This is a genomic window from Salinibacterium sp. dk2585, from assembly GCF_008001035.1.
Classification (GTDB): domain Bacteria; phylum Actinomycetota; class Actinomycetes; order Actinomycetales; family Microbacteriaceae; genus Homoserinimonas.
This window is the reverse complement of sequence record NZ_CP042856.1, coordinates 86,966-112,215: the sequence shown is the minus strand read 5'-3', so window position 1 is coordinate 112,215 and position 25,250 is coordinate 86,966. Positions and strand designations below refer to the sequence as shown.

Genomic DNA, 25,250 nt, shown 5'->3' with positions numbered 1-25,250 from the left:
GGCTGGGCCGGCTCAGGCGCCGCGCGCCTTCCTGAGGCTGGCGAGCAGTTCTGGGCCGCGACGCTCGAGCAGCGACCCGCCCATGCGGATGCCGACGAGCATGAACACCGTGCCGAGCACGAGGCCGATCGCGAGCGCCACGAAGCCCAGCACGATGCTGCCGGTCGCAGCCGCGACGATGCCCAGGATGAGCTCCGGCAGCGCAAGCCCGAACACGATCGCCCACGCCACGAACATTGACAGTTGCGCCATGAAGGTCGTGCCGGGCGGCGTCTTGAAGGGACTCTCGCCCGCGGCAGGCACAGGCATGAGGAAGCGAGCGGATGCGACGCTCGAGACCCCGAAGCCCGTCAGCAGCAGGCCGAGGCCGATGCCAAGGAAGGCCGGGATGTCGCGCGCCATGTCGAGCATGGCGAGTGGGATCACGGTTGCCGCGATGACGAGCGGCACCGCGAGGATGCCGAGCGTGATCACGCGGCCGGCGCGATCGGCGGCGCCGCTCACCCCCGTCGAGAGGTGGGCTGCGAAGGCCGTGCCGTCATAGGAGACCTCTGCGCAGAGGGTGATGGCGAGGGTCGCCGCGACGATGGGGCCGAGCACCACGAGCATCCACGTCGATCCCGTCGAGGAGAGGAACACGGCGATCACCGCGATGAGCGGCAGCACGATGAGCGAACCACCGTAGCGGGGGTCACGCATCCAGTAGACGCTCGTGCGTGCGGCAACCGCCCCAGTCGGGGTTGCCGGGAACACGTTGAAGAAGCCCAAGCCCTTGGAACGACCCGAGCCACCGGATGCCGTGGGCGGCGCAACGAGCAGTCGGCTGAGGCTGCGCCACCAGAGCAGCAGGAGCACGGCCAGGGTCGCGAGGGCGATGCCGAGCTTCGCGAGCGCGTCGAGGGGACGGTCGAGGGCGAGGTCGCCAGGGATTGACCAGGCGGCGCCGAGCGGGGTCCACGAGAGCACCGCCGCGATGCGGGGCAGCTGTTCCGAGATGGCGGCGAGGGAGCTGCCGGCGAAGGCGATGATGGGTCCGATCAACATGAGGGGCACGAAGACGAGCACCCCCATGACCTCCCGGTAGCGCCGGCCGGCGGCGAGGGCAGCCCCGACCGATTCGAAGGCGCGGGATGCCGCGACGCAGGTGACGACCGCGAGCACGGCGGCGAAAGGCGCGGCAACGAGCGCGAGGGGCTCGCGCAACCAGGTCAGGGTCGTCGACAGGGCCGCGATGAGCGTGACGATGCCCGGGATTCCGAGGAGTCCCACGAAAAGCAGGGCCACGACGAGGCGCTGCGGCGGGATCGGGAACGTCCGCAGCTTGCTCACGCTGAGGGACTGGTCGAGGCCGCGCAGCACGAGGGGCAGCACGATCCAACCGAGCAGTGTGACGGAGCCGGCGAGCACCGCGACCGTCCACGCGACATCCGGTGTGGTGAACGACAGCGAGACCATGCCGACCACGACGCCGACCAGGATCATGAGCCCCCAGAGCGCCCCGAGGATCACCGAGATGAGCACCCATGGACTCCGCAGGAGTCCGTTCGCGAGCAGGCGGAAGCGGAGCCTCAGGAGGTGTGCAACCACGACGGCCCCTCATGCTGGCGTCGCCCGCCGACGAGCTCGACGAAGCGGTCCTCGAGGGAGGACCCCGCCCGCACCTCATCGGTCGTGCCCGCCGCGAGCACGCGGCCCGCGCCGATCACGGCGACGTGGTCGCACATGCGCTCGACCAGGTCCATCGAGTGGCTCGAGACGATGACGGTGCCGCCACCGCGCACGAACTGGTGCAGGATGTCTCGGATGTTCGCCGCCGAGACGGGGTCGACCGACTCGAATGGTTCGTCGAGCACGAGCAGCCTGGGCGCGTGGATGAGGGCGCAGGCAAGCGCGATCTTTTTCGTCATACCCGCGGAGTAGTCGACCACGAGCGTGCCGCCGGCGCCCTGCAGGTCGAGCATCTCGAGCAGGTCATTCGTGCGCTCAGCGACGGTCGTGCGGTGCATGCCGTTGAGCAGGCCGTGATAGGTCACCAGCTGCTGGCCGGTGAGGCGGTCGAAGAGTTCCACCCCGTCGCTCAGCACGCCCACGAGCGACTTGACCTTGACGGTGTCGCGCCAGACGTCGACGCCGAGCACCGTGATGGTGCCGGCATCCGGTCGCAGGAGGCCCGTCGCCATCGAGAGGGTCGTCGTCTTTCCCGCCCCGTTGGGCCCGACCAGGCCATAGAAGGAGCCGCGCGGCACCGTGAGGTCGACACCGTCGACCGCGACGTTCTGCCCGAAGGACTTGCGCAGCCCCCGGATCTCGAGGGCTGCGGAAGAAGTCATGTCTCACAGCGTAAGGGCAGCGGGGCGCGGTGGTGGGAGGAGTTTCGGCAACTCAGGCGCGCGAGCGCACCCCCGCGAGCACGGCGGCACCCGTCGATGCGTCATCGACCGTGACGACGAAGCGCTTGCCGTTGGTGCGGGTCACCTGGATGCCCTCACCCGTGCGCAGCACGACCCCCGTTCGCCCGTCGGCACCCCAGCGCCAACCCCAGCCGCCGAACTCGGCGACGGGCTGCACGTCGATGACCGCGACATCCGTGATCTCCTCGGCGGGGATCGAGGCCCGGGGCCAGCCGAGTGCGCTCCGCACGGTGAGCCCGCGGCGGTCGACCGTGACCCGCCAATAGAAGGTCGCGGCCACGAGCACGAGCAGTGCGGCGACAACGACGAGCAGTACCGTCCAGGCCGGTTCGCGGTTCGCGGCCAGCACGAACGCGAGCACGAACTGCATCACGAAGACGGAGGCGATGACGGTGCGCGCGCCCCTGCCGACCGTCGCGCTGCGGGTCCACGAGACGAGTTCCGTCGGCGCGAAGTCCATCGCGGCAGGAGGCTCGCCCACGACGACTGTCCTGTCGCGCGGCGGCAGCAGGAACCATGCTGGGATCGCCAGCCCGAAGCCCGCGAGCAGGCCCCAGAGCATCCAGATCGCACCGCCGGAGGCCTGGGCCGCATCGTCGAGTCCGCGCTGCACCGAGAGCGTGCCGCCCAGGCCGACCGACAGGAGCCCCGCCATCCACGGGCTCGTGACGAGCACGAACTTCTGGTTCGCGGTGAGGAGCCCGGATTCCGTCGGCTTGCTCGCCATCGCGACGACGAACAACGCGAAGAGCGAGCAGATCAGCAGCGGCATCAGGATGAACAGCCACACGTCCCCATAGCCGTCGGGGGTGTCGCCCGCCCAATGGACGGCGACCGGGCGCGGCAGTTCGGGGATCCAGCTCGCCGTGATGACGGCGGCCAGGGCCGTGACGACGATGGGCACGATCGCGCCGACGGTGATCGCGCGATTCCTCGTGCTGCTCGCGCGAGCCGTGACATCCGCTGTTGTTTCGGTCATTGGTAGGCCTCTCGGATGAGCGCGGCGAGCGCCGCTGGTGGAACGCCGTGGGCGCGGGCCTGCGCCACGACCGCCTCGATCGCCGCCGTGAGTTCGCTGTAGTCGCGGGGGTCGTGGGTCACGACGGCGCCGCGACCGCGCCGCAACTCGATGAGTCCCTCGTCGCGCAGCTCCTGATAGGCGCGCAGCACGGTGTGCACGTTGATGTCGAGGGATGCGGCGAGCTCGCGGGCGGCGGGCAGGCGCTCGCCCGGCCGCACGCGTCCCGAGACGATGGACGCCCGGATGTTTCCGGCGAGCTGGTCGAACAGCGCGACGCCGGAGGCGGGATCCATTCGGATGAGCATGCCCCCATCCTATTGTTCTAGTTCAACTAGATCAAACCCACACGGAGTGCGCTCTAGAGCCCTTCCGTCACGACGGCCGCGAGGGTCGCGCCGAGTTCGTAGACGGCGGCGCGGACATCCGGTGTCACCTCGCCCATGACGGTCACGGGCTGCGCCGCCTGCCGCCAGTCGAGCGCGCCCGTGATCGAGAGCACCGAGCGCACCGCCCCGGTCTGGTCGTAACGGCCGTGGACGTAGAGCCCGAAGGGGCGCCCGGATGTCGCGCCCTGCGATTCGCCGTCAGCCTCGCCGGAGGGCGACAACGAGCCGCCGACGCGCAGGAAGGTGCTGTCGAAGAAGTGCTTGAGGGCGCCGCTCATGTAGCCGAAGTTCGCGGTCGTGCCGAGCAGGTAGCCGTCGGCGGCGAGCACGTCATCCGCGGTCGCCTCGAGCGCATCGCGCACGACGACATCGACCCCCGCGACCAGCTCGTCGCGCGTGCCCTCGAGCGCGGCGTCGAGCAGGGCCGCCATCGATCGGCCGGGCGAGTGATGCACGACGAGGAGTTGGGGCATAGCGACGATTGTGCAAGCCCGGATGCCACGGGGCAAGCCGACGAAGTTAGCACTGTTAGCTGGGACTTTGCTATGGTCGAGAGGTTCGAGGTCGTTGTCCCTCGATGCCAGCCGTTCGTGCCAGAGCGTCCCAGACCGGGATGCCACCGAATGTTGCAGGTGTCGGGTTGGCTGACCCAGGGCGCTGGCGTAGGGCCGGCGCAGCGCCACAAATCACCGATCGTCTGTGAGCTCGCGGATCGTGTGAGGCCCCACCCGGGGTCAATCGCGCGCAAAAACGCGGTGAAGCGTGCCCGAAAGCGCCTCGCCGCGCCTACAGAGAGGAATTTCGGATGGAATCCGACATGCAGCAATTGGGGGGACCGCTGATCATCGCGCTCCTCGTCCTGTTCTTCGGCGGCACCATGATCATGTCCGTCGTGATCGGGAGGAAGCGGGAGAACGCCGACGGGTACATGACCGCCGGCAACAAGATCGGTTTCGGCATCTCGGCCGCCTCCATGACGGCGACGTGGATCTGGGCCTCCTCGATGTATGCCTCCGCGACATCCGGCTACACCTACGGCATCTCGGGGCCCATCCACTACGGGCTCTGGGGCGCGCTGATGATCCTCTTCATCTACCCCTTCGGCCGTCGCATCCGCGCCGTCGCGCCTCGGGCCCACACGCTCGCTGAGGTCATGCGGGCCCGTCACGGCCGTTCGAGCCAGCTCATGCTCGCCGGCTCGAATGTGCTCGGCAGTGTCATCAGCCTCACCTCGAACTTCATCGCGGGTGGCGCCGTCATCTCGATGCTGTCGCCCTTCAGCTTCGGGCAGGGCATCCTGTTCGTCGCGGGCGGGGTGCTGCTCTACACGCTGTGGTCGGGCTTCCGGGCATCCGTGCTCACCGACTTCGCGCAAGTCGTCGCGATGCTCGGCGCCGTCGTGGTCATCGTGCCGGCGATCTTCTTCGCCGCCGGCGGCACCGACATGATCGCGCAGGGTGCGTCGAACCTCACGCCCGAGCAGTCGAACTTCTTCTCCTCCGAGGCGTTCCTCAATCAGGGCGCGCCCTACATTGCGGCGGTGCTCGCCTACGCGATCGGCAACCAGACGATCGCGCAGCGCCTCTTCGCCGTGCGGGAAGACCTCATCAAGCCCACCTTCATCACCGCGACGGTGGGCTACGGCGCCACCATCATCGGCGTCGGGATGCTCGGGGTCATGGCCCTTTACCTCGGCATCGAGCCGGTCGGCGGCGACACCAACAACCTCATCCCGCAGCTGGCCAGCACCTTCCTCGGCCCCGTGCTGCTCGGGCTCCTCTTCATCATGATCATCGGATCGCTGTCGTCGACGGCCGACTCCGACCTGGCGGCGCTGTCGTCGATCATGATGGCGGATGTCTATGGCCAGAACATCGCCCGCAAGGGCAAGGCGAACCCCAAGACGATGCTGCTCGTCGGTCGCATCACGATGATTGTCGCGACAGGCACGGCGCTCTTCTTCGCGACGAGCCAGTTCAATATCCTCGACCTGCTCGTCTTCGTCGGGGCACTGTGGGGTGCCCTCGTGTTCCCCGTCATCGCGAGCTTCTACTGGAAGAAGGTCACGAACGCGGCCTTCTCGATCTCAGTGCTCGCCGCGCTGCTTGTCTTCATCGTCGTGCGCTTCGAGTGGATCCCCCTCGCTGGCGCCTACGGCATCGCGATCGACGTGCTCAGCGTCGTCGGCATCGGCGTCGTACTCGGCATCATGGCGTTCGGTTTCTTCGGCAAGCGCACCGGCATGATCGTCGGCATCGTCGCTGCCGTGGCATCCGCCCCCTTCGTCATCGGGTTCCTGCACGACTACACGGTGCTGAGCGGCTCGCTGGTCGCCTACTCCGTGAGCACGATCATCTGCTACCTCATGTCGTTCCGGAGCTCGCAAGACTTCGACTTCGACCTCATCAAGCAGCGCACGGGCGACTTCGACCCCGAGTCCGAACTCGACGACATCGACCGTGAGCTCGACGGCCTCAGCGCCGACACCGCTCGCCCCACCCGCTAGGAGGACCCCTTGGTCACTGCCATCACCATCTACATGCTCGTCTGGCCCATCGTCGTTGCGGGAGTGCTGTTCACGCTCGTGCGCGGCTTCCTGAAGGACTGGAAGGAGTCTCGCGACGCGGGTCTCCCGATCATCTAGGCGCCCACATCACGCTCGGTTGACCCGAGCGGAACGCTGAGCCTGCGCAAACGGGCCGTTTTCCTGGGGAAACGGCCCGTTTGTGCAGGCTCGCGGCGTCTCCGGCGCCGGCTCGCCCGCAGAATGGGTGTGTGGTCGACCTTGAGCGCGCGCGGGCAGCGGTGACGGATGCCGTGGGACGGCTGAGCGCCGCCGGCGTGCCCGATGAGGCCCTCGCCGAATTCACGCCGCAGCGCCGCAAGCTGGGCATCACCCTGTCGCCCCGCATGAAACCCACCGGGCGGGCGTGGCGACTCGGCGTCTTCCTGCTCGACACTGGCGGCACGCTCTACGCCGCAGGCCATTCGACGCGGGCGGTCGAACCGGGCCGCTCCAACTACCAGTCGATCTCGGGCGAGGAGCGGCGGATGCACCGTGCCGCCGCGCATCGCTCCTACCCCGAGGGAACCGTGGTCAACTTTGGGTCGAGCGTGCTCGAGCTCACCGAGGAAGGCCTGGCCGCGGCATCCGGCCCGCTCTTCATCTCGGACGGCCGCTTGCTCGTGCGATGGAACCCTACGGCGGATGTCACGACAGCGCCCGAGTTCGAGGCGTACCTGCGGGAGCGGGTCGAGCTGCTGCTGTCGCCGCCTGCGGGATCCACCGAGTAGGGGTGCGTCCCTCCACGACCGGGAGGGGGCGTAAACTGCTTAGCAATGCAAACGAACAACTCGGCCTCGACCCCCATCTGGAGCCGAGACTTCACTCTTGCCGTCGTCATCAACTTCGCCCTGGCCGGCGTCTTCTACCTGCTCATGACCACGATGGCCCTCTACGCCGTGGACCGGTTCCGGGCCCATGACGCGCTCGCGGGCCTCACCGCTGGCGCGTACGTGCTGGGGGCGGTCGTCTCGCGGCTGCTCACGTCCAAGTACCTTGACCTCGTCGGCCGGCGGCGCACGGTGCTCGTCGGGCTCGTTGCCTTCGTCGTGCTCTCGGTCCTGTACCTCGTCGTGACCGACCTGACGGTGCTCATCGCGCTGCGCTTCCTGCACGGGGTCGCGTTCGGCGGGGCCAGCACTGCGGTCGCGGCATCCGCCCTCATGCTCGTGCCGCGCGAGAAGCGAGCCGAAGGCTCCGGGTACTTCTCCATCTCGGCGACCCTCGCGGCTGGCATCGGTCCCCTCATCGGCACGCTTGTGATCCACGCCGGTGGCTACGAGGGCATCTTCTGGGTCAGCACCGGCCTCGCGATCCTCGGGCTGACTGGGGCACTCTTCATCCGCCTGCCCGAGCGCGAGCCGAGCGAGGAGGAGATCCGCACCCGCTGGCGCATCCGCCTCTCCGACCTCATAGACGCGCGCGCGATGCCCATCTCGATCATGATCTTCCTCGGCTGCTTCGCCTGGTCGGGCGTGCTCGCCTTCTACCTAAACTACGCGGATGCCACCGGCACAGCCGCCGAGGTCGGCGCCTTCTTCACCATCTATGCCATCACGGTGTTCGTCGTGCGGCTGTTCGCCGGACGCCTGCAGGACCGCTTCGGCGACAACGCCGTCTTCTACCCCTCGTTCGTGATCTTCGCAGTGGGACTCGTCGTCATCGCGATCCCGCCCAGCCTTCCGGTCGCCATCACGGGCGCGGTGCTGACCGCGATCGGCTTTGGCTCGCTCATGCCTGGTGGACAGGCGGTCGCCGTCACGGTCGTTCCGCCTGAACGAGTTGCCGTTGCAACCTCCACCTACTTCGTCATGGCCGACGCCGCCATCGGGGTCGGGCCCATCCTGCTCGGACTGCTGCTGCCACTCACCGGCTACGACGGCATGTACCTCCTGCTTGCCGCGTTCATGGTGTTGACGATCGGGGTGTACGCGATGACGCACGGGCGCAGGCGCGTGACGGCTGCCGCCTGACAGGAGATTCGGGGGGGCGGCTACTCGCCGCCGAGGTTTCCCGCGAGGCGCGTGCGCATCGCCGTGCTCGCCTCATTGAGCCCCTCGATCACGACGCGCTTGCCGCGCTGCTCGTACTTGGTCGTGATGGAGTCGAGAGCCGCGACGGTCGAGGCATCCCAGATGTGAGAACCCGACATATCGATTACGACGCGCTCCGGGTCATCCGAGTACTCGAACTGGGTCGTGAGGTCGTTGCTCGAGGCGAAGAACAGCTCCCCGATCACGCGATAGTGGGCCGTCTCGCCCTCCACCCGTCGCTCGACGGTCGCGAAGTGGGCGACCCGGCGGGCGAAGAGCACCATGGCGGCGATGACCCCCACGATGACACCGATCGCGAGGTTGTCGGTCGCGACGACCACGATGACCGTGATGACCATGACGGCGGTCTCACTCTTCGGCATCCGCTTGAGGGTGGAGGGGCGGATGCTGTGCCAGTCGAAGGTGCCGACCGACACGAGGATCATGACCGCGACGAGGGCCGCCATCGGAATGAGCCCGACCGTGTCGCCAAGCACGACGACGAGGATGAGCAAGAACAGGCCTGCGAGGAAGGTCGAGATGCGCGTGCGGGCGCGCGACGCCTTTACGTTGATCATGGTCTGGCCGATCATGGCGCAGCCACCCATGCCGCCGAACAGGCCCGAGGCGATGTTGGCGACACCCTGGCCCCATGACTCGCGCGTCTTGTCGGAGTGCGTGTCGGTGATCTCGTCGACGAGCTTCGCCGTCATAAGGGACTCCATGAGGCCGACGAGGGCCATCGCGAGCGCGACGGGCCCGATGATCGATAACGTCTCCCAGCTGAGCGGGACGTCGGGGAAGAACAACTCGGGCAGGCTGTCGGGCAGCTCGCCCTGGTCACTCACAGTCGGCACGTTGAGCGCGAACACAACCGTGACGACCGACAGCACGACGATCGCGACGAGGGGGGCCGGGACGACCTTGGTCACCTTGGGCATGAGCCACAGGATCACGAGGCCAGCCGCGACGAGGGGGTAGACGAGCCACGGGACATCCACCAGGTGCGGAACCTGCGCCATGAAGATCAGGATCGCGAGGGAGTTGACGAAGCCGATCATGACGCTGCGGGGGATGAAACGCATGAGCCTCGCAACCCCGAACAGCGCGAGCACGATCTGGAGCACGCCAGCAAGGAGCACCGTCGCGATGAAGTAGTCGAAGCCGTACTCGCGCATGATGGGCGCGATGACGAGCGCCACGGCGCCGGTCGCTGCCGTGATCATGGCGGGGCGTCCGCCGACGAAGGCGATCGTGACGGCCATGATGAAGGATGAGAAGAGGCCGACGCGCGGGTCGACCCCCGCGATGATCGAGAAGGAGATCGCCTCGGGGATGAGCGCGAGGGCGACGACGAGGCCCGCAAGCACCTCGCGGGTGAGCATGCGGGGACTCCGCAACGCCGTCAGCACGGAGGGGTTGGCGCGATAGCGCGAACGGTCGATCGTCTTGGCGCCAATGGGCATGGGGACTCCTGGGTGCCGCCCCGCCACCGGGACGCGTAAGTTTGAGCGCAACGCGCAGTCTTGTTCGTGCGCGGCACGCACAAGACTGCGCGCGGCGCTGAGGCCAGCATCAAGCCTAACGCCGCGCATGCCGAGGGGACCCATGCACAGCACGCAGGACAGTCGAGCCGGAACCCGCGAACTCGACTTCGTGGCAAGGCTGCTCCGCCGCCCCGACTCGCTGGCCGCGGTGCTCGCCGACATCATCCGCGCACTCGCGCCCATCTCCGTCGTCTATGCCGTCGTCGCGCTCGGCTGGGTCGAGACGGCCGTCATGATGCTCGTCTTCCTCGGCGTGCTGCTCGCTCGGGCGGCGGCCCTCCCCGCGGCGCTCGACGGCGCCACGAGCGCCCTCCTGCTCGCCGCGGCCTGGTTCAGCGTCGCCGACCTCTACGCGCGGATCGCCTGGATCGACCTCGCGACCCACTTCGCGGTCGGCGCGGTGCTCGCCGCTCTCGCCCGCATCATGCTGGAACGGTGGGATGCCGCGGCCCTCGCACCCTCGCCAGGGCGCACGTCCGTGGCATCCGTCGTCGCCGGAGCGCTCGTGGGTGCCGCGCTGGGCCTTGCGCTCTCGGTCGTGTGGGAGTTCCTCGAATGGTGGGGCCACACCTACATCGACGAGACGGTCAACGTCGGCTATCTCGACACCCTGAGCGACGTCGCGGTCGGCGGGCTCGGCGGCCTCATCGCTGGCGCCGTACTCGCGATCACGTCTCGCGGGCGGACCCGCTGACGCAGCGGGAGGGTGTCGGCGGCTCGCGGCATACTGTGCTGCCATGACCGCAGAACCGCCCGTCGCCCACCCGCGGCGCCGTGTGGCGCTGTGGCTCGCCGTGGTGGCGTTCGTGGCGGCCGTTGCGATCGCGACCCCCATGATCTGGGTGCAGCAACAACTCGGGGCGGCCCGCGCGGACTACACGGCGGCCGCCGGCGAGATTCAGGATGCCACGGCGGCGCTCGAAACGGTGCGGGAGCGTGCGGATGAGACGCGGTCGCTTGCGGACGCCGTGCTGGCAGCCGCCGACGGCCAGCACGGTGACCCCGATGCGCTTGCCGCGCTGAGCGATGCGACCGGCGAGCTCACACGTCGGCTCGACGGCGGCGAGCTCGTCGAGGTCCCGACGGTGCCGTCGTCGGTGCCCGACTCCGCGGCGGAGGAACTGCGCGACCATGCGGAAGGGTTCCGAGAGCAGGCGGCCGGGGTGCGCAGGGGCGCAGCCGAACTCGAGGCCGCGACGGGGGATGTAACGGCGGCCGGTGAAGCGTACATGGTGGCACTGCCGGAGGCTGCGGCATCCGTCGAGGCGCGGTTCGCGTCGGCAGCGAACTTGGCGCGCATCGCCTACCGCGAGGTCACCGCATCACTTCCTGAAGAGAGTTGGGCCCCGGATGCCCCCACCACGGTCTCCACCTACGCGAGCGTCGTCGCGATCCTCGCCGCCTCGCACGCCGCGGAGGAGGCGGAGAAGGCGGGGCCCCTGTACAACGCCCGCGCGGAGGTCGAGGCCTTCGCCCGCTCGATCGCGGGCGGGGTCATGCTCGACTTCGACTGGGCTCCCATCGTCAACGGCTACGGCGCGAACGGCAGCTACGGCGGCACCGCCACGTGGAACACCGGTCATGGGGGTTACTCGACCATCACCCTGAGCGACAGCGTCGCCGCCCAGTGGCACCGCAACCCGGCCGTCGCATCCCTCGTCGCGCACGAGGTCGGACACTCGATCACGAGCAAGTGCATGGCACTCTTCGTCGATGGTTTCGACAGCCAGCCCGAGGTGTTCGCAACAGCGTGGGCCATTGGCCTGGGCTATGAGCGGGAGGGCAATGGCGAGTCGCTCTACGGCAGGCCCTCAGACGAGTTGATCGAGCTGTCGCGCGGGTGTCGCTGAGGGTCCCCGTCGTCGTGACGGCCGCCCTGTAGCCTCGTTCAGGCCGCATCCAACCAAGGAGTATCCGAATGTCGCACACCGACCGGCGTGGAGTCGCCGTCTTTCTCGCCATCGCATTCGTGGGGGCGTGGCTCGTCGCCCTGCCGCTGTGGTTCTCCCCCGACGGACTCGCCTCCCCCTTCGCGCCACTCGTGCTGATCGCGATGATGTTCATGCCCGCGATCGCTGCCGTCATCGCCCACAGGGTGGCCCGCTCGCAGGAGGGCTTCCTCCGCGAGACGACCCTGCGGCCCCGCCGCCGGTTCCGCAACTGGTGGGGCTACATCCTGCTCGCCTGGCTCGGGCCCATCGTCTTCGTCGTCGCGGCGACGGCCGTCGCGGCCGCGTTCGGCTGGATCCGCCTCGACCTCCTCGAGTTCAGCGGATTCGCCCTCACGCTCGAGGGGGCGCTCGGCGGGATGGACCTCGGAGTGCCAGTGCAGGCGATCGTCATCACACAACTCGTGACCATGCTCTTCATCCCCATCGTCAACGTCATTCCCGCAATGGGCGAGGAGATCGGATGGCGCGGCTTCCTGCAAGCGCGCCTGCTCCCGCTCGGCCAGTGGCCCGCCGTGCTCATCACCGGGATCGTGTGGGGACTCTGGCACGCTCCCGTCGTGCTGCTCGGCTACAACTACCCCGGGCAGAACCCCCTCGCGGCACTCCTGCTCATGGTCGTCTTTACGACGCTCGTCTCGGTGCTCCTCGGCTGGCTCACCCTCCGCTCCGGCACCGTCTGGACGGCAGGCATCGCCCACGGCTTCATCAACGGCGCCGCCGGGCTGCCCGTGCTGCTGCTCGCGGCCGGGTCGCCGTACGACAACCTCTCGGGCTCGCTGCTCGGCTACCCGGGGTGGATCGTCATGGCGATTGCGATCGTCGCACTAGTCGCACTCCGCAAGTGGCCCGTGCGCCAGGAGAAACTGGAGGTCACTCCGGCGCCGTGACGCGCTCCCACGGCTCGATGGGGCCCGGCACGACCGTGAAAACAGGATGCGGTTCCGGCGCCGCCCCGGCGAAGACAGCGGCCCGGTCCGGGCTTCGCGACTCCAACTTCGCCATGAGGTGGCGCCACTCGTAGTCGAGCTGGCCGGCCGTGAGCTCGAGGAGCGACAGAGGCGTGGCCGCATCGGGATGCCGCAGGATCTTGTCGCGGGCGAAACGGTAGCCGCGGGCATCCGCTTCGTCGGCGACCTCCGCGAGGAAGGCACCCAGGCTTGCGAGCGGCTCCGGCGTCGCGCGAAACCGGATGAGCTGCGGGTGCTGCGAGTATCCGCCGCTCGTCTTGCCGATGACGGCCTGGGCGAGGAGCCCCTCCCGCCAGCACGCGACGAGTGCCTGTCGGTCGAGGAACCGCGGATGCACCGACCAGAGTCTCACCCGGCAACGCTAACAGCGGGCGACTGGGGGTTTCAGTCGGACCAGTGGAGGGACCATGCTGGGCGGATGGACATCACGGAGATACTGCGAGACGGCCTGCGGCTGGCTCGCTCGGACCTGCTGGCGAAGCTGGATGGGCTCAGCGAATACGACATGCGGCGACCGATGACCAACACGGGCACCAACCTGCTCGGCCTCGTGAAGCACGTAGCGAGCGTCGAGCTCGGCTACTTCACCGACGCCTTCGGGCGGCCCGGCAGGCAACTGGCCTGGTATGCGGATGGTGCAGACGAGGAGGCCGATATGTGGGCCACCCCCGAGGAGAGCAGCGCGACCATCATCGAGTTGCACCACTTCTCGGCAGTGAAAACCGAGGAGACGATCGAGGCCCTCGGGCTCGATTCACCCGCCTACGTACCCTGGTGGACGCCCGAGCGCCGCAACACGAACCTCGGCAACCTGCTCGTACACATGACGAGGGAGACCGCCCGTCACGCAGGACATGCGGACATCATCCGCGAACTGATCGACGGCCAGGCGGGCCTGCGACCCGGCGACCCGAACGTCAGGGATCGCGACTGGGCCGAGCACCGCGCACGACTGGAGGCCGCCGCCGCGACCTTCCAGCGCTGACCGTCAGCCGAGGAAGGCCTCAAGCAGCGCGCCGTTGATGAGGCCAACGACGATGTTCCAGAGCGCGACGGCCGCGATGCCGATCGCGGCACCCGCCCTCGCGCGGCCATTGCGTCGGCGGGCGAGGACAACGGCGCCCAGGACCAGGGCGGCGACAGCCAGCAGGAACACGATGATGCCCTCGACGACCGCCACGACGGAGACCATGGGAAAGTCGCGGGCCGCCAGCACCGACGCCGAGACCGCGCTGAAGACGAGCCTCAGCACGGGGATCACGAGCGCGACAGCCAGCGCCGCCGTGGCGAGCGGCGCACTGTTGCGCCGCCCCGCGATGAACGCGAAGTCGCCAGCGGAAGCGGGGTCGGGCTGTTGGGGCGAGGCTCCGTCATTCACGGCCCACACGCTAGCACCGACACTCAGATCACGTCGCGCGAAAAGGTGCTCGGCGTGCCGAAACGGTGCGCCGTGATGCTCACGGCCTGCTCCTGCAGGAACGGCAGCAACTCGACCCGGCCGGACTCCGTCACGGGCTCGGCGTAGACCGCGACGTCGGGGCGACCCGAGGTCGCGTCGGCGACCGTCGACGCGGGGGCGCCGACAAGGCGGATGCGACCACCCTCGAGCTGCGCGAGCGACGCGAGCCAGGCGCCATCCGGTTCGACCGTCGAGCGGATGCCTCGGCTGTGCAGCAGGGAGGCGACCCGTCCCGGCAGCTCGACCGCGCTCGAGACAGTAATGGGCGCGCCCGCCGTGAGAGCGGCACCGACGACACGAAGGAACTCCGTGACGGAGCCTGCCTCGGCGAGGCGCACGACCGCGGGGATGGGGCGGTAGCGGAAGATGTTCCGCTCGGCCATCAGGCCCGAGACGTCCTTCGAGACGCCGAACTCCTTGGCCCACCAGGCGGCGTCGCTCGCGAATGCCCGCCGAAGATGCTCCCTGTGCTCAGCACCGGCCGCCTCCATCAGGGCACGGGCGGCAGTCGTCGGCGTGGCATCCGCGGTCGCCTGCGCCGACGACCAGCTGCCGAGGCCGATCAGGTAGTTGGGGCCACCGGCCTTCGTGCCGGCGCCGACTGCCGACTTCTTCCAGCCTCCGAAGGGCTGGCGCTGCACGATCGCACCCGTGATGCCGCGGTTGACGTAGAGATTGCCTGCCTGCACCCGGTCGATCCAGAGCGCCAACTCCGAACGGTCGAGTGAGTGGAGGCCGGCCGTGAGTCCGTAGTCGACCTCGTTCTGGATCTCGATGGCCTCCTCGAGCGTGGCGGCCGTCATGACGCCCAGCACAGGGCCGAAGAACTCCGTCATGTGGAAGTAGGAGCCGCGCTTGACGCCCGTGCGCACGCCCGGGGTCCAGAGGCGACCGGTGTCATCGAGCTTCTTGGGCGTGACGACCCACTTCTCACCGCTCTGCAGCGTCGTGAGCGCGTCGAGCAGCTTGCCCTTCGCCGGCTCGATGATAGGTCCCATGCGCGTCGCAGCGTCCTGCGGGTAGCCCACCTCAAGCGAGCGCACGGCGTCGAGCAGCTGGTCGTGGAAGCGGCGCGACTTGGCGACGGACCCGACCAAGATGACGAGGGAGGCGGCGGAGCACTTCTGGCCAGCGTGGCCGAAAGCTGAGTAGGCGACATCCTTCGCGGCGAGGTCGAGGTCGGCGCTCGGGGTGACGATGATGGCGTTCTTGCCACTCGTCTCGGCAAGCAGCGGCAGGTCACTGCGGAACGAACGGAACAGTTCGGCAGTTTCGTAGCCACCCGTCAGGATCACCCGATCGACGCGCTCGTCGGCCACGAGCTTCTCGCCCAGGCTCGAGTCGGAGAGCTGCACATACTGCAGCACCTCGCGCGGAACTCCGGCCTCCCACAGCGCCTCGACCATGACGGCACCCGAGCGCCGGGCCTGGCGAGCAGGTTTGATGATGACGGCCGAACCTGCAGCGAGGGCCGCGAGCGTGGAACCGGCGGGGATGGCGACCGGGAAGTTCCACGGCGGCGTCACAACCGTGAGGCGGGCCGGCGTGAACCGCGCGCCGTCCACATCGTCGAGTTCGCGGGCCAGTTCGGCGTAGTAGTTGGCGAAGTCGATCGCCTCAGACACCTCGGGGTCGGACTGGTCGAGGGTCTTGCCCGTCTCGGAGGCCATGACCTCCATGAGGTCGGCGCGGCGTACGGCAAGCGCATCCCCCGCACGGTGCAGGATAACGGCGCGCTCCGCGCCCGACATGGCACCCCAGGCGGCGCCCGCATCGACGGCCTTCGTGATCGCCTTCGCGACGGCATCCGCCGAGGTCAGGGTGTTGGCGGCAACCGTCTCGTTGCCGAGTGTGCTCTTCGGCACTCGCGCGAGGATCGCCTTGCCCCACTCGCGGTTGCCCGGGAGGGAGGGGTCGGTGTCGGGCGTGTTGTCGAAGCCCACCGAGGGGAACGGCGCCTCAGCCTTGCGGCGGTCCTGCTGGCGGTTCGCGGGCGGGACGGTGCCGTCGAGCTCGGCGAGGGAGGAGAGGAAGCGCTGCTGCTCGCGCTCGAAGAGCTTCTCATTGCTGCTCAACTCGAAGACGGCCGACATGAAGTTCTCCTGGCTCGCGCCCTCCTCGAGGCGGCGGATCAGGTACGCGATGGCCACGTCGAACTCCTTGGGGTGCACCACGGGTGTGTAGAGGAGGAGCGCGCCGACGTCGCGACGCACCGCCTCCGCCTGGCCCTGCGCCATGCCAAGCAGCATCTCGAACTCGATGCCGCGCTCGAGGCCACGGCGCTTTGCGAGCAGCCACGAGAATGCGAGGTCGAAGAGGTTGTGGCCGGCGACGCCAATGCGCACGTTGTCGATGCGGTCGGGGTGAAGGGCGTAGTTGATGACGCGCTTGTAGTGCGTGTCACTTTCCTGCTTGCTGCCCCAGGTCGCGAGCGGCCAGTCGTGCAGCGACGCCTCGACCTGCTCCATGGGAAGGTTGGCGCCCTTGACGACGCGAACCTTGATCGCGGCACCCCCGCGAGCGCGGCGGGCGGCCGCCCACTCCTGTAGGCGGATCATGGCGCTCATCGCGTCGGGGAGGTAGGCCTGCAGCACGATCCCGGCCTCGAGGTTCAGGAGCTTCGGGTCGTCGAGGATGCGCTGGAAGACCGCGATCGTCATGTCGAGATCCTTGTACTCCTCCATGTCCAGGTTGACGAACTTGGGGGTCTCGGCGTTGGCCGCAAGGGCGTAGAGGGGAGCGAGCTTCTCAACAACATGGTCGACTGTCTCGTCGAACGCCCATGGGTTGTGCGGCGCCGTCGTCGACGAGACCTTGATGGAGACGTAGTCGACGTCGTCTCGGGCGAGGAGCTTGCGGGTGCCGTCGAGGCGACGCTGTGCCTCGTGCCCACCGAGCACGGCCTCTCCGAGGAGGTTCATGTTGAGGCGGATGCCCGGCCTGCGGATCCTCGTAATCGCGGGTCCGAGGCGGCTTGCCGTCGCATCGATGATCAGGTGGCCCACCATGCGACGTAGAACCCCCTGCGCGATGGGCACGACCACACCAGGAAGCATGGGTGCGACGACACCGCCGAGGCGCACGGCACCCCGCATGTACCAGGGAAGGAAGGCGGGAACCTTCGGCGCAATCATCCGCAAGTTCTTGGCGGCGACGGCGTGATCTTCTGGGCGCACGACGCCGTCGACGAAGCCCACGGTGAAGTCGAGACCGTTTGGGTCACGAAGCACTCCCGCGAGCTGCTGCGCCGAGGAGTCAACGGGGTACGCGGAGGCTTCTGTCAGCCACTTTCGGACGAGGGCCGTCACCTCCTGCGCGAGGGAGGCATCGACGTCGGGGATGTCGGCGGGGGCGGTGCCTGGGGTGGTGATAGTCACGGTGTTCCTGTCTGTGGCTGGTGCTGTGATGCCAGTATGTTGTCGTCACTCAGGTAAGGTAAAGCGATCTTTTCTTACCGATATCGGTCAGTTCAGCTTCATGATGGGGGGGCGCGTGCTCGACGTCAGGCGCCTGCGGCTGCTGCGGGAACTCGCGATTCGCGGCACGCTCGCGGAAGTGGCCTCCGCCCTCAACCAGAGCCCCTCCTCCGTCTCACAGCAGCTCGCGCAACTCGAGCGCGAAGTCGGGGTCGAGCTGCTGCGCAAGGTTGGCCGGCGGGTGCACCTCACGGCGCAGGCCGAGTTGCTCGTCGAGCACACGACGGCGGTGCTAGAGCGGCTCGAGCTTGCGGAGTCCGAGCTCGCCCAGTCGTTCACGACGGCGACCGGCGTCGTGCGGCTGGCGGTGTTCCAGTCGGCGGCGCTGGCCCTCATGCCGCGCGCGCTCACGCTCCTGGCTCGGGAGCATCCGCGGTTGCGCGTGGAGATGACGCAGCGCGAACCCGAGACCGCCCTCACCGAGACGTGGGCCCGCGACTTCGACCTCGTGATCGCCGAGCAGTATCCGGGGCACGCCGCCCCGCGGCATCCGGAGCTCGACCGGGTTCGCCTCACTGGCGACGCCATCTCGCTCGCGGTGCCGCCCGACTCCGCCATGCGCTCGATATCGGATGCCGGGGCCTCGCCCTGGGTCATGGAACCCCGCGGTGCGGCGTCCCGCCACTGGGCCGAACAGGCCTGCCGTCAGGCCGGCTTCGAACCCGATGTGCGCTTCGAGACCGCGGACTTGCAGGCGCAGATCCGCCTCATCGAGTCGGGCAACGCGGTCGCCCTGCTGCCCGACCTCGTGTGGACGGAACGCGAGCGCACCGTGACGCTGCTGCCGCTCGGGGGCGACCCCCACCGCACGATCTTCACCTCGGCGCGGCAGGCAACCGTGCGGAGTCCCGGCATCGTCGCTGTGCGGGACGCGCTCGCCCGCACGGCCAAGTCGCTTGTGGCTTAACTCTCTCGCGCCGCACGCGCCCACCCCTCGCGCTGAGACGACACTCAAACACCTTCCTGCGCCGCGGGAGGATGCTTGAGTGTCGTCTCAGCGGATCGGGGCGGCGTGGCGGCCGAGACGGGATGCGAGTGCCATTGCGTCGTAGGGTGCCCGCACCTTCGCGTCGTTGTCGAAGTAGACGTAGGCGTCGCGGCCCTCCCCGAGCCATCCGCGCACTCGCGAGGCCCAGCGGTCGAGTGACGCGTCGTCGTAGCCCGAGACGTAGAGCTCGCTCTCCCCGTGCAGGCGCACGTAGGCGAAGTCTGCCGTCTGCTCCCAGAGTTGCGGCCACTTGCCTGCGGTGTCGGCGACGACGGATGCCACGTTGTGCCGTCGCAGGATCTCGAAGAATTCGGGGGTGTCAAAGGAGTGGCTGCGCACCTCGAGCGCGTGCCGCAGGGACGCTTCGGCCACACGGTCATGGATGCCACGGGACTCGTCGTGCGGCCACGCGCGGCCGTCGACGCGGGAGTCGTGACGGGCGGCGAGCGCCGCGGCATCCGTCGTCGTCCTGGGCAGCTGCGCGAGGAAGGCCTCGAGCAGCTCGGCGTCGAAGCTCACACGCTCGGGCAGCTGCCAGAGAAAGGGCCCGAGCTTGGGCCCGAGCGCGAGCACGCCGGAGGCGAAGAAGTTGGCGAGGGCGGTCTCGACTCCCTTGAGGCGCAGCAGGTGCGTGATGAAGCGCCCGCCCTTGACCGCGAAGACGAAGCCCTCGGGCGTCTCGTCGCGCCACGCCTCGTAGTACTGCGGTTTCTGCAGCGAATAGAAGGAGCCGTTGATCTCGATCGTGTCGAGCTTGCGCGAGGCGTACTCGAGCTCACGCCGCTGGGCGAGGCCCTTCGGGTAGAAGTCGCCGCGCCACGGCGCATAGCGCCAGCCGGAGATGCCGACGCGTGCGACCGGATGCTGCGGGGTCATGCGTCTGACGGTACGTCGAGTCGCGACGTCCCGCACGCGACAAGAGTGCGACCTCTGCCCCTGCACTGGGGCTCACCCGCTCCCCGGCGACCCCGTAGCGTTGACGGGCACGACCCTGGGGGAAAACATGTCATCACTGCGCTGGGCGAAGCCCACACTCTCGACGTGGCTCGGCGGCGCCGCCGTCGCGCTCCTGCTCGTGCTCGCTGGCGCATCGACCGGCTTCTCCGGCGTGCTCATCATGCTCGGGCTCGTCGCCTTCATCACGGCGCTCTACACCCTCGTCATGGGCCGACGTTCGTGGGCGGCGATCCCGTCGCGCGCCGCGGCGGCGCTCGTGCTGGTCGGCGCGATCCTCGTCACGGGCCTCGGGAGCGCCATCGCCCCCGCCTCAGCCACAAAGCCGGCGGATGTCGCGAACCCCGCCGCATCTGAGACCTCGCGTCCGGCTCCCAGCCCGACCCCTTCGCCCTCCGAGGGCGGATTCACCGACGAGTCGCCGAGCGACCCGGCGACCGTCGTGCAGCCGAAGGGCGAGGCATCCGTCGCGATCGGCACCGAGCCGCTGCCCGACACGGCGCTCGCGCTGCTGGCCACCCTGCCCGTCAAGGGCCGCGCACCCAAGACGGGCTATGACCGTGATGCGAAGTTCGGCAACGGCTGGCTCGACGTCGACCGCAACGGCTGCGACACCCGCAACGACACGCTCGCCCGCGACCTCACGAACATCGCGAAGTCGGGTCCGTGCAAGGTCATGACGGGCACCCTGCTCAGCCCCTACACGTCCGAAACCGTGTCGTTCGTCCGCGGCAACGGAACGTCGAGCATGGTGCAGATCGACCACGTCGTCGCGCTTGCGGATGCCTGGCAGAAGGGCGCGCAGCAGCTCACGCAGGAGCAGCGCATCTCCTTCGCGAACGACCCGCTCAACCTCTTGGCCGTCGACGGGCGCTCGAACTCACAGAAGGGCGCCGGGGATGCGGCGACCTGGCTGCCGTCGTCGAAGACGTTCCGCTGCGAGTACGTCGCGCGGCAGGTCTCCGTCAAGGCGAACTACGGGCTCTGGGTGACGCAGGCCGAGCACGATGCCATCGCATCGATCCTGAGCGGATGCCCCGGTCAGCCCGCCCTGCGCTCCGGCTTTGCGCCGGTGGCGGTGGTACCGGCTCCCGCTCCCGTGCCCGCACCTGCGCCTGCTCCCGTGCCTGCCCCGGCGCCTGCACCCGCTCCCGCTCCCGCTCCCGCTCCGTACTACAAGAACTGCACCGCGGCCCGCGAAGCCGGTGCCGCGCCCGTGTACGAAGGGGGCCCGGGCTACGGGCGACACCTCGACCGCGACGGAGACGGCATCGGCTGCGAGTAGCCGCCCCCGAGCACGCGGCGGGCGAGGGTGCGGCGAGCGGCCGCGCTGCCCTCAGCCGGCCTGGGGCGAGAAGGAGTCGAACACGGCGCGCAACGCCGGCTCAAGCGCCCCGACCGGGAGATGGCCTGCGCTTGCGAGCTGCGAGAGCCCCTGCACCGTGCCCCAAGCCGCGACTGCCAGCGCCTCGAGTTGTTCAGGTGAGGCATCCGTCGCGATCGCGGCGACGCTTTCGGCGAGCAGTCGTTCATTGGCCGCGATGAGTTCCGCCATGTGGGGGGTCGGGTTGCCGGGCTCGCACACCTCTGGGTCGTAGATGACGGCGAAGCCCCCCGGATGCTGCGTGGCCCAGGTCACGTAGGCAAGCCCCATCGCGACAGCCGTGTCGACGGAGCTGCCGCCCCCCGTGATTGCCGCGCGCTGCGCGTCGAGGAGCGCCGCCATGCTGAGTTCTGCGAGCCGCTTGAGGAGTGTCGCCCGGTCGCCGAAGTGGTGGTACGGGGCGTTGTGGCTGACGCCCGCGCGCCGGGCCACTTCGCGAAGGCTGAGGTTGGCGTGCCCGCCGTTCTCGATCAGCTCGAGCCCGGCGCGTTCGAGTTCCTCGGCGAGATTGCCGTGGTGATAGGGAACAGCAGATCTTGACACGAGCAACATTCTAGCTAGTCTGGTCTCATTCATATCTTGACACTGTCCAGAATCTAGACACTGACCAATCGGAGCCACCATGCCCACGCTCGTCATCAATGGCCACCCGCACGCCGACGCGCTCTGCGCGCACCTCGCAAAAACCTACGTCGCCGCCCACGGCGATGCCCGCCTGCTCGCCCTCCGCAACCTCGCCTTCGATCCCTCTTTGCGCTTCGGCTATAGCAAACGGATGGAACTCGAACCAGACCTCATCGACGCGTGGAACGCCATCCTGGAGGCCGAGCACATCGTCGTCGTCGCGCCCGTCTGGTGGGGGTCGGCACCCGCCCTCCTCAAGGGCTTCTTCGACCGCCTCCTGCTGCCGAAGCGTGCCTACCAATACGGGGCCAACGGCCTGCCGCAGGGGCTGCTCTCCGGGCGCACTGGCCGACTCATCATGACGAGCGACTCGCCCTTCTGGTACCTCGCCCTCACGCGAAACCCCGCCGCACGCAGCGTGCGAAACCTCACGATGCGGTTCTGCGGCATCCGCACGCCCCGTGCCACGATGCTCGGGCCGGTGCGACACTCGACCGCGGAACAGCGGGCCGGGTGGGTTGCGAGGGTCGAAGCGCTCGCGAAGCGTGACGCCACGGCATCCCGTCGCCAGCCGGTTCCGGCGCACTGAGGAACGAGCCTGCACAGACCGCCCGCCGCGCGGCCACTGTGGCCGGTTACTGCAAGATCCCCGTCGCGATCAGTCGCCGGATGCCACGCGCCGGGTGACCGCGCGGCGATCGGGCTTGCCCGACGCGAGCAGCGGCATCCGCTCGATTGCGGCGATCCGCTCGGGCTGCGCCGCCACCCCGATCGACTCGCGCACGAGGCGACGGATGCTCGCGAGCACGTCGTCCGCGCGGTGCCCGTCGACCAGCCACTCGTCGAGTGACGGCGCGCCACCCACGACAACGACAGGGACGTGCCCCCACTTCTCCGACGGCACCCCCACGACGACCGCGCCCTCAAAGCCGGGCACCTCCCGCACGGCAGCCTCCACCCGGTCGAGCGACACGTTGATGCCCCCAGACACGATCACGTTGTCGGCCCGGCCGAGCACCTCGACCCGCCCATCGGCGTGGATGCGCGCGCGGTCGCCCGTGCGGTACCAGCGCGTGCCGCCCTCGACACGGAAGGCCGCATCCGTCAGTTCCGGTGCGTCCAGGTAGCCGTCGGCCAGGGTCGGCGACGCGATCTCGAGCACGCCGTCGACGAGCCGCGTGCGGGTCGCACCGACGGGGTAGCCGTCATAGATGCATCCGGTGGCCGTCTCCGACGAGCCGTAGGAGCGCACGACCGTGTAGCCGAGCGCCCGGGCACGGTCGGCGAGCGCCGCCGGCATCGCCTGTCCGCCCGTCAGCAGCGCGTCGAAGCGGGCGACCGCAGCGCGCACCGCCTCGGACTGCTCGCCCACCTCAACGAGCCGGGCCAGCTGGGCGGGAACGAGCGAGACGTAGCGCCGCTCCGCCGTCAGGCGATCGGATGCCGCGGCGAAGGCCTCCGCGTCGAAGCCGGGTTCCACCCACTCCACGGGCAGCCCCGCTAGGTGGGACCGTACGAGCACCTGGAGTCCCGCGACGTAGTGGGCGGGGAGGCAGAGCAGCCATTGGCCGGGGCCGCCGAGGGCGTGAGCCGTGGCATTCGCGCTCGCCCGCAGCGCTTCCTCGCTGAGCACGACCCGCTTCGGGACGCCCGTCGAACCGGAGGTCTCGATGACGGCGGCCGTGCTCACAGCCACCAAGTCGGGATGCTCGCCCGTGCCGAGGTAGAGGGCGGGGCCGTCGCTGTCGAAGCGCTCGCGGACCGCGGCGTCGACGGCGCGCCAGTCGACGGCGTCGACCGCCGCGAGTGGCCTCTCGCGCTCTCCGGACTGCACGGTTACTGCTTCGCGGCCTTCGCAGCAGCCTTGGCCGCCTTCTTCGCCTCGCGCACCTTCGCGAGTGTCTCGGGGCTCGTGATGTCGGCGACCGACATGAGCGCGCCCTCCTCACCGTAGGGGGCGGATGCTTCGCGCCAGCCCTCGGCCGTCACCCCGCGCCGCTTGCCCAGCAGGGCGAGGAAGATCTTCGCCTTCTGCTCGCCGAAACCGGGCAGTGCCTTGAGTCGCTTGAGCACTTCCTTGCCGTCGGGCTCGCCGCGGGTCCAGATGGCGGATGCCTCGCCACCCCACTCCTCGCGCACCACCTCGCACACGGCCTGCACGCGACCGGCCATCGAACCGGGGAAGCGATGCACGGCCGGGCTCTGCTTGAAGAGCTCGGCGAATTCGTCGGGGTTCGCGTCGGCGATGGCCGCGGCATCCAGTCGTCCCATGCGGTCGCGGATCTTGGCCGGCCCGGCGAAGGCGGACTCCATCGTCACCTGCTGGTCGAGGAGCATTCCGAGCAGGAGTGCGAGGTCGTCATTCTCGAGCAACTCGTCGGCGGCGGGGTCACCAGTCAGGTACAGGGTCATACGACGATTGTCGCACCGGGGGCTTCGGCACGCGCGGTCGGCATGGCCACACACTAGCGGGCGTCGACGGCGACGCACGCCCCGTGAGTGGCCAAACATTCGGCTTCCCTCCGGGCCTTGGCACAAAGTTTGGCCACTCGCGACTACCGGCCGCGACCGGCGGACGAACGGATGCGCGCATACACTCAGCACATGCGCCCCACCGTCGTCCTCGTGCACGGGCTGCGCACCTCGCACAGCCTGTGGCGGCGCCAGGTCGAGGCGCTGGAACGGGAGGGGATTCCAACCCTCGCGATCGACCTGCCGGGGCACGGGCGGCGCATCGGGGAACGGTTCACCCTCGACGGCGCCCTGAGCAGCATCGGCGACGCGGTCGCGGAGGCCGAAGCATCCGACGCCAAGCGCGCCGAGGCCGAAGGGGTCACGCCGGGCAAGCCCTACCTGGTGGGCTTCTCGCTCGGCGGCTACCTGGGCATCGAGTGGGTCTCGCGCAACCCCGGCCGCGTCTCTGGCCTGCTCGCGGCGGCGTGCGCGACGGTGCCGCATCCGCTCGTGATGCACACCTGGCGGGGCATCGCCGCCGTGATCGGCAGGTTCCCCGACCGGGGCCTCGCGCTCAACAACCTCGCCGTGCGGCTGTTCGTGCCGGAGCCCGGCGCGAGCGACGTCATCTCGGGCGGCGTCGCGCTGGACGTGATGGATGACTCGATCCGCGCGCTGCTCGCATTCACGCCGATCGAGAGCCTCCGCCGCATCGAGGAACCCGTGCTCTTCATCAACGGCAAGTGGGACCACGTGCGCGCCCACGCCCGCCGCTACCTCGCCGCCACCCGCAACGCGCGGCTCGTGACCATCCCGGGTGCCAGCCACGTCGTGCCGGCGATCCGGCCGGACGAGTTCACGCGCGAGCTGCTCGCACACTACCGCGAGGTGACGTAGGGCGCTGGGCGCGGGTCTGACTGCGCTCAATGCGGACTGCGGTTTCTGATGCACTTGTGCCGCGACATGCCCGGTGGGCGGGCTGCAGTCGCGGCGCGGCGGCAAGAAGTGCTGCGAAAGCCGCAGCTGTTAG

General features: G+C 69.0%; 25 protein-coding genes. 12 read left to right on the top strand and 13 right to left on the bottom strand.

What is annotated here, in order from left to right:
- Nucleotides 1-12: 12 nt before the first annotated feature.
- The 5 genes from FVA74_RS00615 to FVA74_RS00595 are packed head-to-tail and all read right to left on the bottom strand — an operon-like array spanning nt 13 to nt 4,291.
- Entirely contained in the window at nt 13-1,587 is a 1,575-nt protein-coding gene (locus FVA74_RS00615; RefSeq protein ID WP_147719857.1) for a transporter, read from the bottom strand.
- The gene (locus tag FVA74_RS00610; protein ID WP_147719856.1) at nt 1,569-2,330 is read right to left on the bottom strand and encodes an ABC transporter ATP-binding protein; all 762 of its coding nucleotides are present in this window, start codon (nt 2,328-2,330) and stop codon (nt 1,569-1,571) included. The genes FVA74_RS00615 and FVA74_RS00610 overlap by 19 nt, the downstream gene beginning before the upstream one ends.
- 52 nt (nt 2,331-2,382) lie before the next feature.
- A complete protein-coding gene (locus FVA74_RS00605; protein ID WP_147719855.1) occupies nt 2,383-3,390 on the bottom strand; it encodes a DUF1648 domain-containing protein in 1,008 nt (335 codons plus the stop codon).
- On the bottom strand, nt 3,387-3,737 hold the full coding sequence (locus FVA74_RS00600) for a GntR family transcriptional regulator (protein WP_147719854.1): 351 nt from the start codon (nt 3,735-3,737) through the stop codon (nt 3,387-3,389). The genes FVA74_RS00605 and FVA74_RS00600 overlap by 4 nt, the downstream gene beginning before the upstream one ends.
- 53 nt (nt 3,738-3,790) lie before the next feature.
- Nucleotides 3,791-4,291, bottom strand: coding sequence for a flavodoxin family protein (locus FVA74_RS00595; protein ID WP_147719853.1), 501 nt, complete (start codon nt 4,289-4,291; stop codon nt 3,791-3,793).
- A gap of 332 nt (nt 4,292-4,623) precedes the next feature.
- Between FVA74_RS00595 and FVA74_RS00590 the strand changes: the two genes are divergently transcribed.
- From FVA74_RS00590 to FVA74_RS00580, 4 genes are all read left to right on the top strand, one after another.
- Nucleotides 4,624-6,324, top strand: a complete 1,701-nt coding sequence (locus FVA74_RS00590; RefSeq protein ID WP_147719852.1) for a sodium:solute symporter family protein — start codon at nt 4,624-4,626, stop codon at nt 6,322-6,324.
- A gap of 9 nt (nt 6,325-6,333) precedes the next feature.
- Nucleotides 6,334-6,462 carry a putative transporter small subunit gene (locus FVA74_RS13705; RefSeq protein WP_240792258.1) on the top strand — a complete coding sequence of 43 codons (129 nt, stop codon included), beginning with the start codon at nt 6,334-6,336 and terminating at the stop codon, nt 6,460-6,462.
- 131 nt (nt 6,463-6,593) lie between these two features.
- Nucleotides 6,594-7,112, top strand: a complete 519-nt coding sequence (locus FVA74_RS00585; protein WP_147719851.1) for a hypothetical protein — start codon at nt 6,594-6,596, stop codon at nt 7,110-7,112.
- A gap of 45 nt (nt 7,113-7,157) precedes the next feature.
- The gene (locus tag FVA74_RS00580; RefSeq protein WP_147719850.1) at nt 7,158-8,354 is read left to right on the top strand and encodes an MFS transporter; all 1,197 of its coding nucleotides are present in this window, start codon (nt 7,158-7,160) and stop codon (nt 8,352-8,354) included.
- Nucleotides 8,355-8,374: 20 nt separating this feature from the next.
- Here FVA74_RS00580 and FVA74_RS00575 read toward each other — a convergent pair whose 3' ends face one another.
- Nucleotides 8,375-9,880 carry a SulP family inorganic anion transporter gene (locus tag FVA74_RS00575; protein ID WP_147719849.1) on the bottom strand — a complete coding sequence of 502 codons (1,506 nt, stop codon included), beginning with the start codon at nt 9,878-9,880 and terminating at the stop codon, nt 8,375-8,377.
- Nucleotides 9,881-10,022: 142 nt separating this feature from the next.
- On the opposite strand from FVA74_RS00575, the gene FVA74_RS00570 reads away from it, so the two are divergent.
- From FVA74_RS00570 to FVA74_RS00560, 3 genes are all read left to right on the top strand, one after another.
- Nucleotides 10,023-10,655 carry a hypothetical protein gene (locus FVA74_RS00570; RefSeq protein ID WP_147719848.1) on the top strand — a complete coding sequence of 211 codons (633 nt, stop codon included), beginning with the start codon at nt 10,023-10,025 and terminating at the stop codon, nt 10,653-10,655.
- Between the two features lie 43 nt (nt 10,656-10,698).
- Nucleotides 10,699-11,811: a hypothetical protein gene (locus FVA74_RS00565; protein ID WP_147719847.1), complete on the top strand. Its 1,113-nt coding sequence runs from the start codon at nt 10,699-10,701 to the stop codon at nt 11,809-11,811.
- A 68-nt stretch (nt 11,812-11,879) separates the two neighbouring features.
- Entirely contained in the window at nt 11,880-12,800 is a 921-nt protein-coding gene (locus FVA74_RS00560; RefSeq protein ID WP_147719846.1) for a CPBP family intramembrane glutamic endopeptidase, read from the top strand.
- Here FVA74_RS00560 and FVA74_RS00555 read toward each other — a convergent pair.
- Nucleotides 12,784-13,233: a pyrimidine dimer DNA glycosylase/endonuclease V gene (locus tag FVA74_RS00555; protein ID WP_147719845.1), complete on the bottom strand. Its 450-nt coding sequence runs from the start codon at nt 13,231-13,233 to the stop codon at nt 12,784-12,786. The two genes, FVA74_RS00560 and FVA74_RS00555, sit on opposite strands and share 17 nt — an antisense overlap.
- A gap of 66 nt (nt 13,234-13,299) precedes the next feature.
- Here FVA74_RS00555 and FVA74_RS00550 point away from each other — a divergent pair, with 66 nt between their 5' ends.
- Nucleotides 13,300-13,866, top strand: a complete 567-nt coding sequence (locus FVA74_RS00550; protein ID WP_147719844.1) for a DinB family protein — start codon at nt 13,300-13,302, stop codon at nt 13,864-13,866.
- Nucleotides 13,867-13,869: 3 nt separating this feature from the next.
- Here FVA74_RS00550 and FVA74_RS00545 read toward each other — a convergent pair whose 3' ends face one another.
- On the bottom strand, nt 13,870-14,259 hold the full coding sequence (locus tag FVA74_RS00545) for a hypothetical protein (RefSeq protein WP_147719843.1): 390 nt from the start codon (nt 14,257-14,259) through the stop codon (nt 13,870-13,872).
- A gap of 23 nt (nt 14,260-14,282) precedes the next feature.
- A complete protein-coding gene (locus FVA74_RS00540) occupies nt 14,283-17,717 on the bottom strand; it encodes a bifunctional proline dehydrogenase/L-glutamate gamma-semialdehyde dehydrogenase (protein ID WP_147719842.1) in 3,435 nt (1,144 codons plus the stop codon).
- A 115-nt stretch (nt 17,718-17,832) separates the two neighbouring features.
- On the opposite strand from FVA74_RS00540, the gene FVA74_RS00535 reads away from it, so the two are divergent.
- Entirely contained in the window at nt 17,833-18,723 is an 891-nt protein-coding gene (locus FVA74_RS00535) for a LysR substrate-binding domain-containing protein (RefSeq protein ID WP_147719841.1), read from the top strand.
- A gap of 87 nt (nt 18,724-18,810) precedes the next feature.
- Here FVA74_RS00535 and FVA74_RS00530 read toward each other — a convergent pair whose 3' ends face one another.
- The gene (locus FVA74_RS00530; RefSeq protein WP_147719840.1) at nt 18,811-19,680 is read right to left on the bottom strand and encodes a DUF72 domain-containing protein; all 870 of its coding nucleotides are present in this window, start codon (nt 19,678-19,680) and stop codon (nt 18,811-18,813) included.
- 127 nt (nt 19,681-19,807) lie between these two features.
- On the opposite strand from FVA74_RS00530, the gene FVA74_RS00525 reads away from it, so the two are divergent.
- Complete coding sequence (locus tag FVA74_RS00525; RefSeq protein WP_147719839.1) at nt 19,808-21,043, top strand: DUF1524 domain-containing protein; 1,236 nt, start codon at nt 19,808-19,810, stop codon at nt 21,041-21,043.
- Between the two features lie 51 nt (nt 21,044-21,094).
- On the opposite strand, the gene FVA74_RS00520 is transcribed toward FVA74_RS00525, so the two are convergent.
- Nucleotides 21,095-21,685, bottom strand: coding sequence for a TetR/AcrR family transcriptional regulator (locus FVA74_RS00520; protein WP_240792257.1), 591 nt, complete (start codon nt 21,683-21,685; stop codon nt 21,095-21,097).
- 79 nt (nt 21,686-21,764) lie between these two features.
- Here FVA74_RS00520 and FVA74_RS00515 point away from each other — a divergent pair, with 79 nt between their 5' ends.
- Entirely contained in the window at nt 21,765-22,355 is a 591-nt protein-coding gene (locus FVA74_RS00515; RefSeq protein ID WP_147719837.1) for an NAD(P)H-dependent oxidoreductase, read from the top strand.
- Nucleotides 22,356-22,424: 69 nt separating this feature from the next.
- Here FVA74_RS00515 and FVA74_RS00510 read toward each other — a convergent pair whose 3' ends face one another.
- Nucleotides 22,425-23,600 carry an AMP-binding protein gene (locus tag FVA74_RS00510; RefSeq protein ID WP_168220003.1) on the bottom strand — a complete coding sequence of 392 codons (1,176 nt, stop codon included), beginning with the start codon at nt 23,598-23,600 and terminating at the stop codon, nt 22,425-22,427.
- 2 nt (nt 23,601-23,602) lie between these two features.
- Nucleotides 23,603-24,178: an HhH-GPD-type base excision DNA repair protein gene (locus FVA74_RS00505; protein WP_147719836.1), complete on the bottom strand. Its 576-nt coding sequence runs from the start codon at nt 24,176-24,178 to the stop codon at nt 23,603-23,605.
- A 192-nt stretch (nt 24,179-24,370) separates the two neighbouring features.
- Between FVA74_RS00505 and FVA74_RS00500 the strand changes: the two genes are divergently transcribed.
- Nucleotides 24,371-25,117, top strand: a complete 747-nt coding sequence (locus FVA74_RS00500) for an alpha/beta fold hydrolase (protein WP_147719835.1) — start codon at nt 24,371-24,373, stop codon at nt 25,115-25,117.
- Nucleotides 25,118-25,250 lie beyond the last annotated feature (133 nt).

Excerpts from the sequence above, each read along its gene's own strand:
- FVA74_RS00500 (WP_147719835.1), top strand. The coding sequence starts at position 24,371 with ATGCGCCCCACCGTCGTCCTCGTGCACGGGCTGCGCACCTCGCACAGC.
- FVA74_RS00605 (WP_147719855.1), bottom strand. The coding sequence starts at position 3,390 with ATGACCGAAACAACAGCGGATGTCACGGCTCGCGCGAGCAGCACGAGG.
- FVA74_RS00595 (WP_147719853.1), bottom strand. The coding sequence starts at position 4,291 with ATGCCCCAACTCCTCGTCGTGCATCACTCGCCCGGCCGATCGATGGCG.
- FVA74_RS00580 (WP_147719850.1), top strand. The coding sequence starts at position 7,158 with ATGCAAACGAACAACTCGGCCTCGACCCCCATCTGGAGCCGAGACTTC.
- FVA74_RS00550 (WP_147719844.1), top strand. The coding sequence starts at position 13,300 with ATGGACATCACGGAGATACTGCGAGACGGCCTGCGGCTGGCTCGCTCG.
- FVA74_RS00515 (WP_147719837.1), top strand. The coding sequence starts at position 21,765 with ATGCCCACGCTCGTCATCAATGGCCACCCGCACGCCGACGCGCTCTGC.
- FVA74_RS00525 (WP_147719839.1), top strand. The coding sequence starts at position 19,808 with ATGTCATCACTGCGCTGGGCGAAGCCCACACTCTCGACGTGGCTCGGC.
- FVA74_RS00570 (WP_147719848.1), top strand. The coding sequence starts at position 10,023 with ATGCACAGCACGCAGGACAGTCGAGCCGGAACCCGCGAACTCGACTTC.
- FVA74_RS00575 (WP_147719849.1), bottom strand. The coding sequence starts at position 9,880 with ATGCCCATTGGCGCCAAGACGATCGACCGTTCGCGCTATCGCGCCAAC.
- FVA74_RS00530 (WP_147719840.1), bottom strand. The coding sequence starts at position 19,680 with ATGACCCCGCAGCATCCGGTCGCACGCGTCGGCATCTCCGGCTGGCGC.
- FVA74_RS00565 (WP_147719847.1), top strand. The coding sequence starts at position 10,699 with ATGACCGCAGAACCGCCCGTCGCCCACCCGCGGCGCCGTGTGGCGCTG.
- FVA74_RS00505 (WP_147719836.1), bottom strand. The coding sequence starts at position 24,178 with ATGACCCTGTACCTGACTGGTGACCCCGCCGCCGACGAGTTGCTCGAG.
- FVA74_RS00600 (WP_147719854.1), bottom strand. The coding sequence starts at position 3,737 with ATGCTCATCCGAATGGATCCCGCCTCCGGCGTCGCGCTGTTCGACCAG.
- FVA74_RS00610 (WP_147719856.1), bottom strand. The coding sequence starts at position 2,330 with ATGACTTCTTCCGCAGCCCTCGAGATCCGGGGGCTGCGCAAGTCCTTC.
- FVA74_RS00560 (WP_147719846.1), top strand. The coding sequence starts at position 11,880 with ATGTCGCACACCGACCGGCGTGGAGTCGCCGTCTTTCTCGCCATCGCA.
- FVA74_RS00590 (WP_147719852.1), top strand. The coding sequence starts at position 4,624 with ATGGAATCCGACATGCAGCAATTGGGGGGACCGCTGATCATCGCGCTC.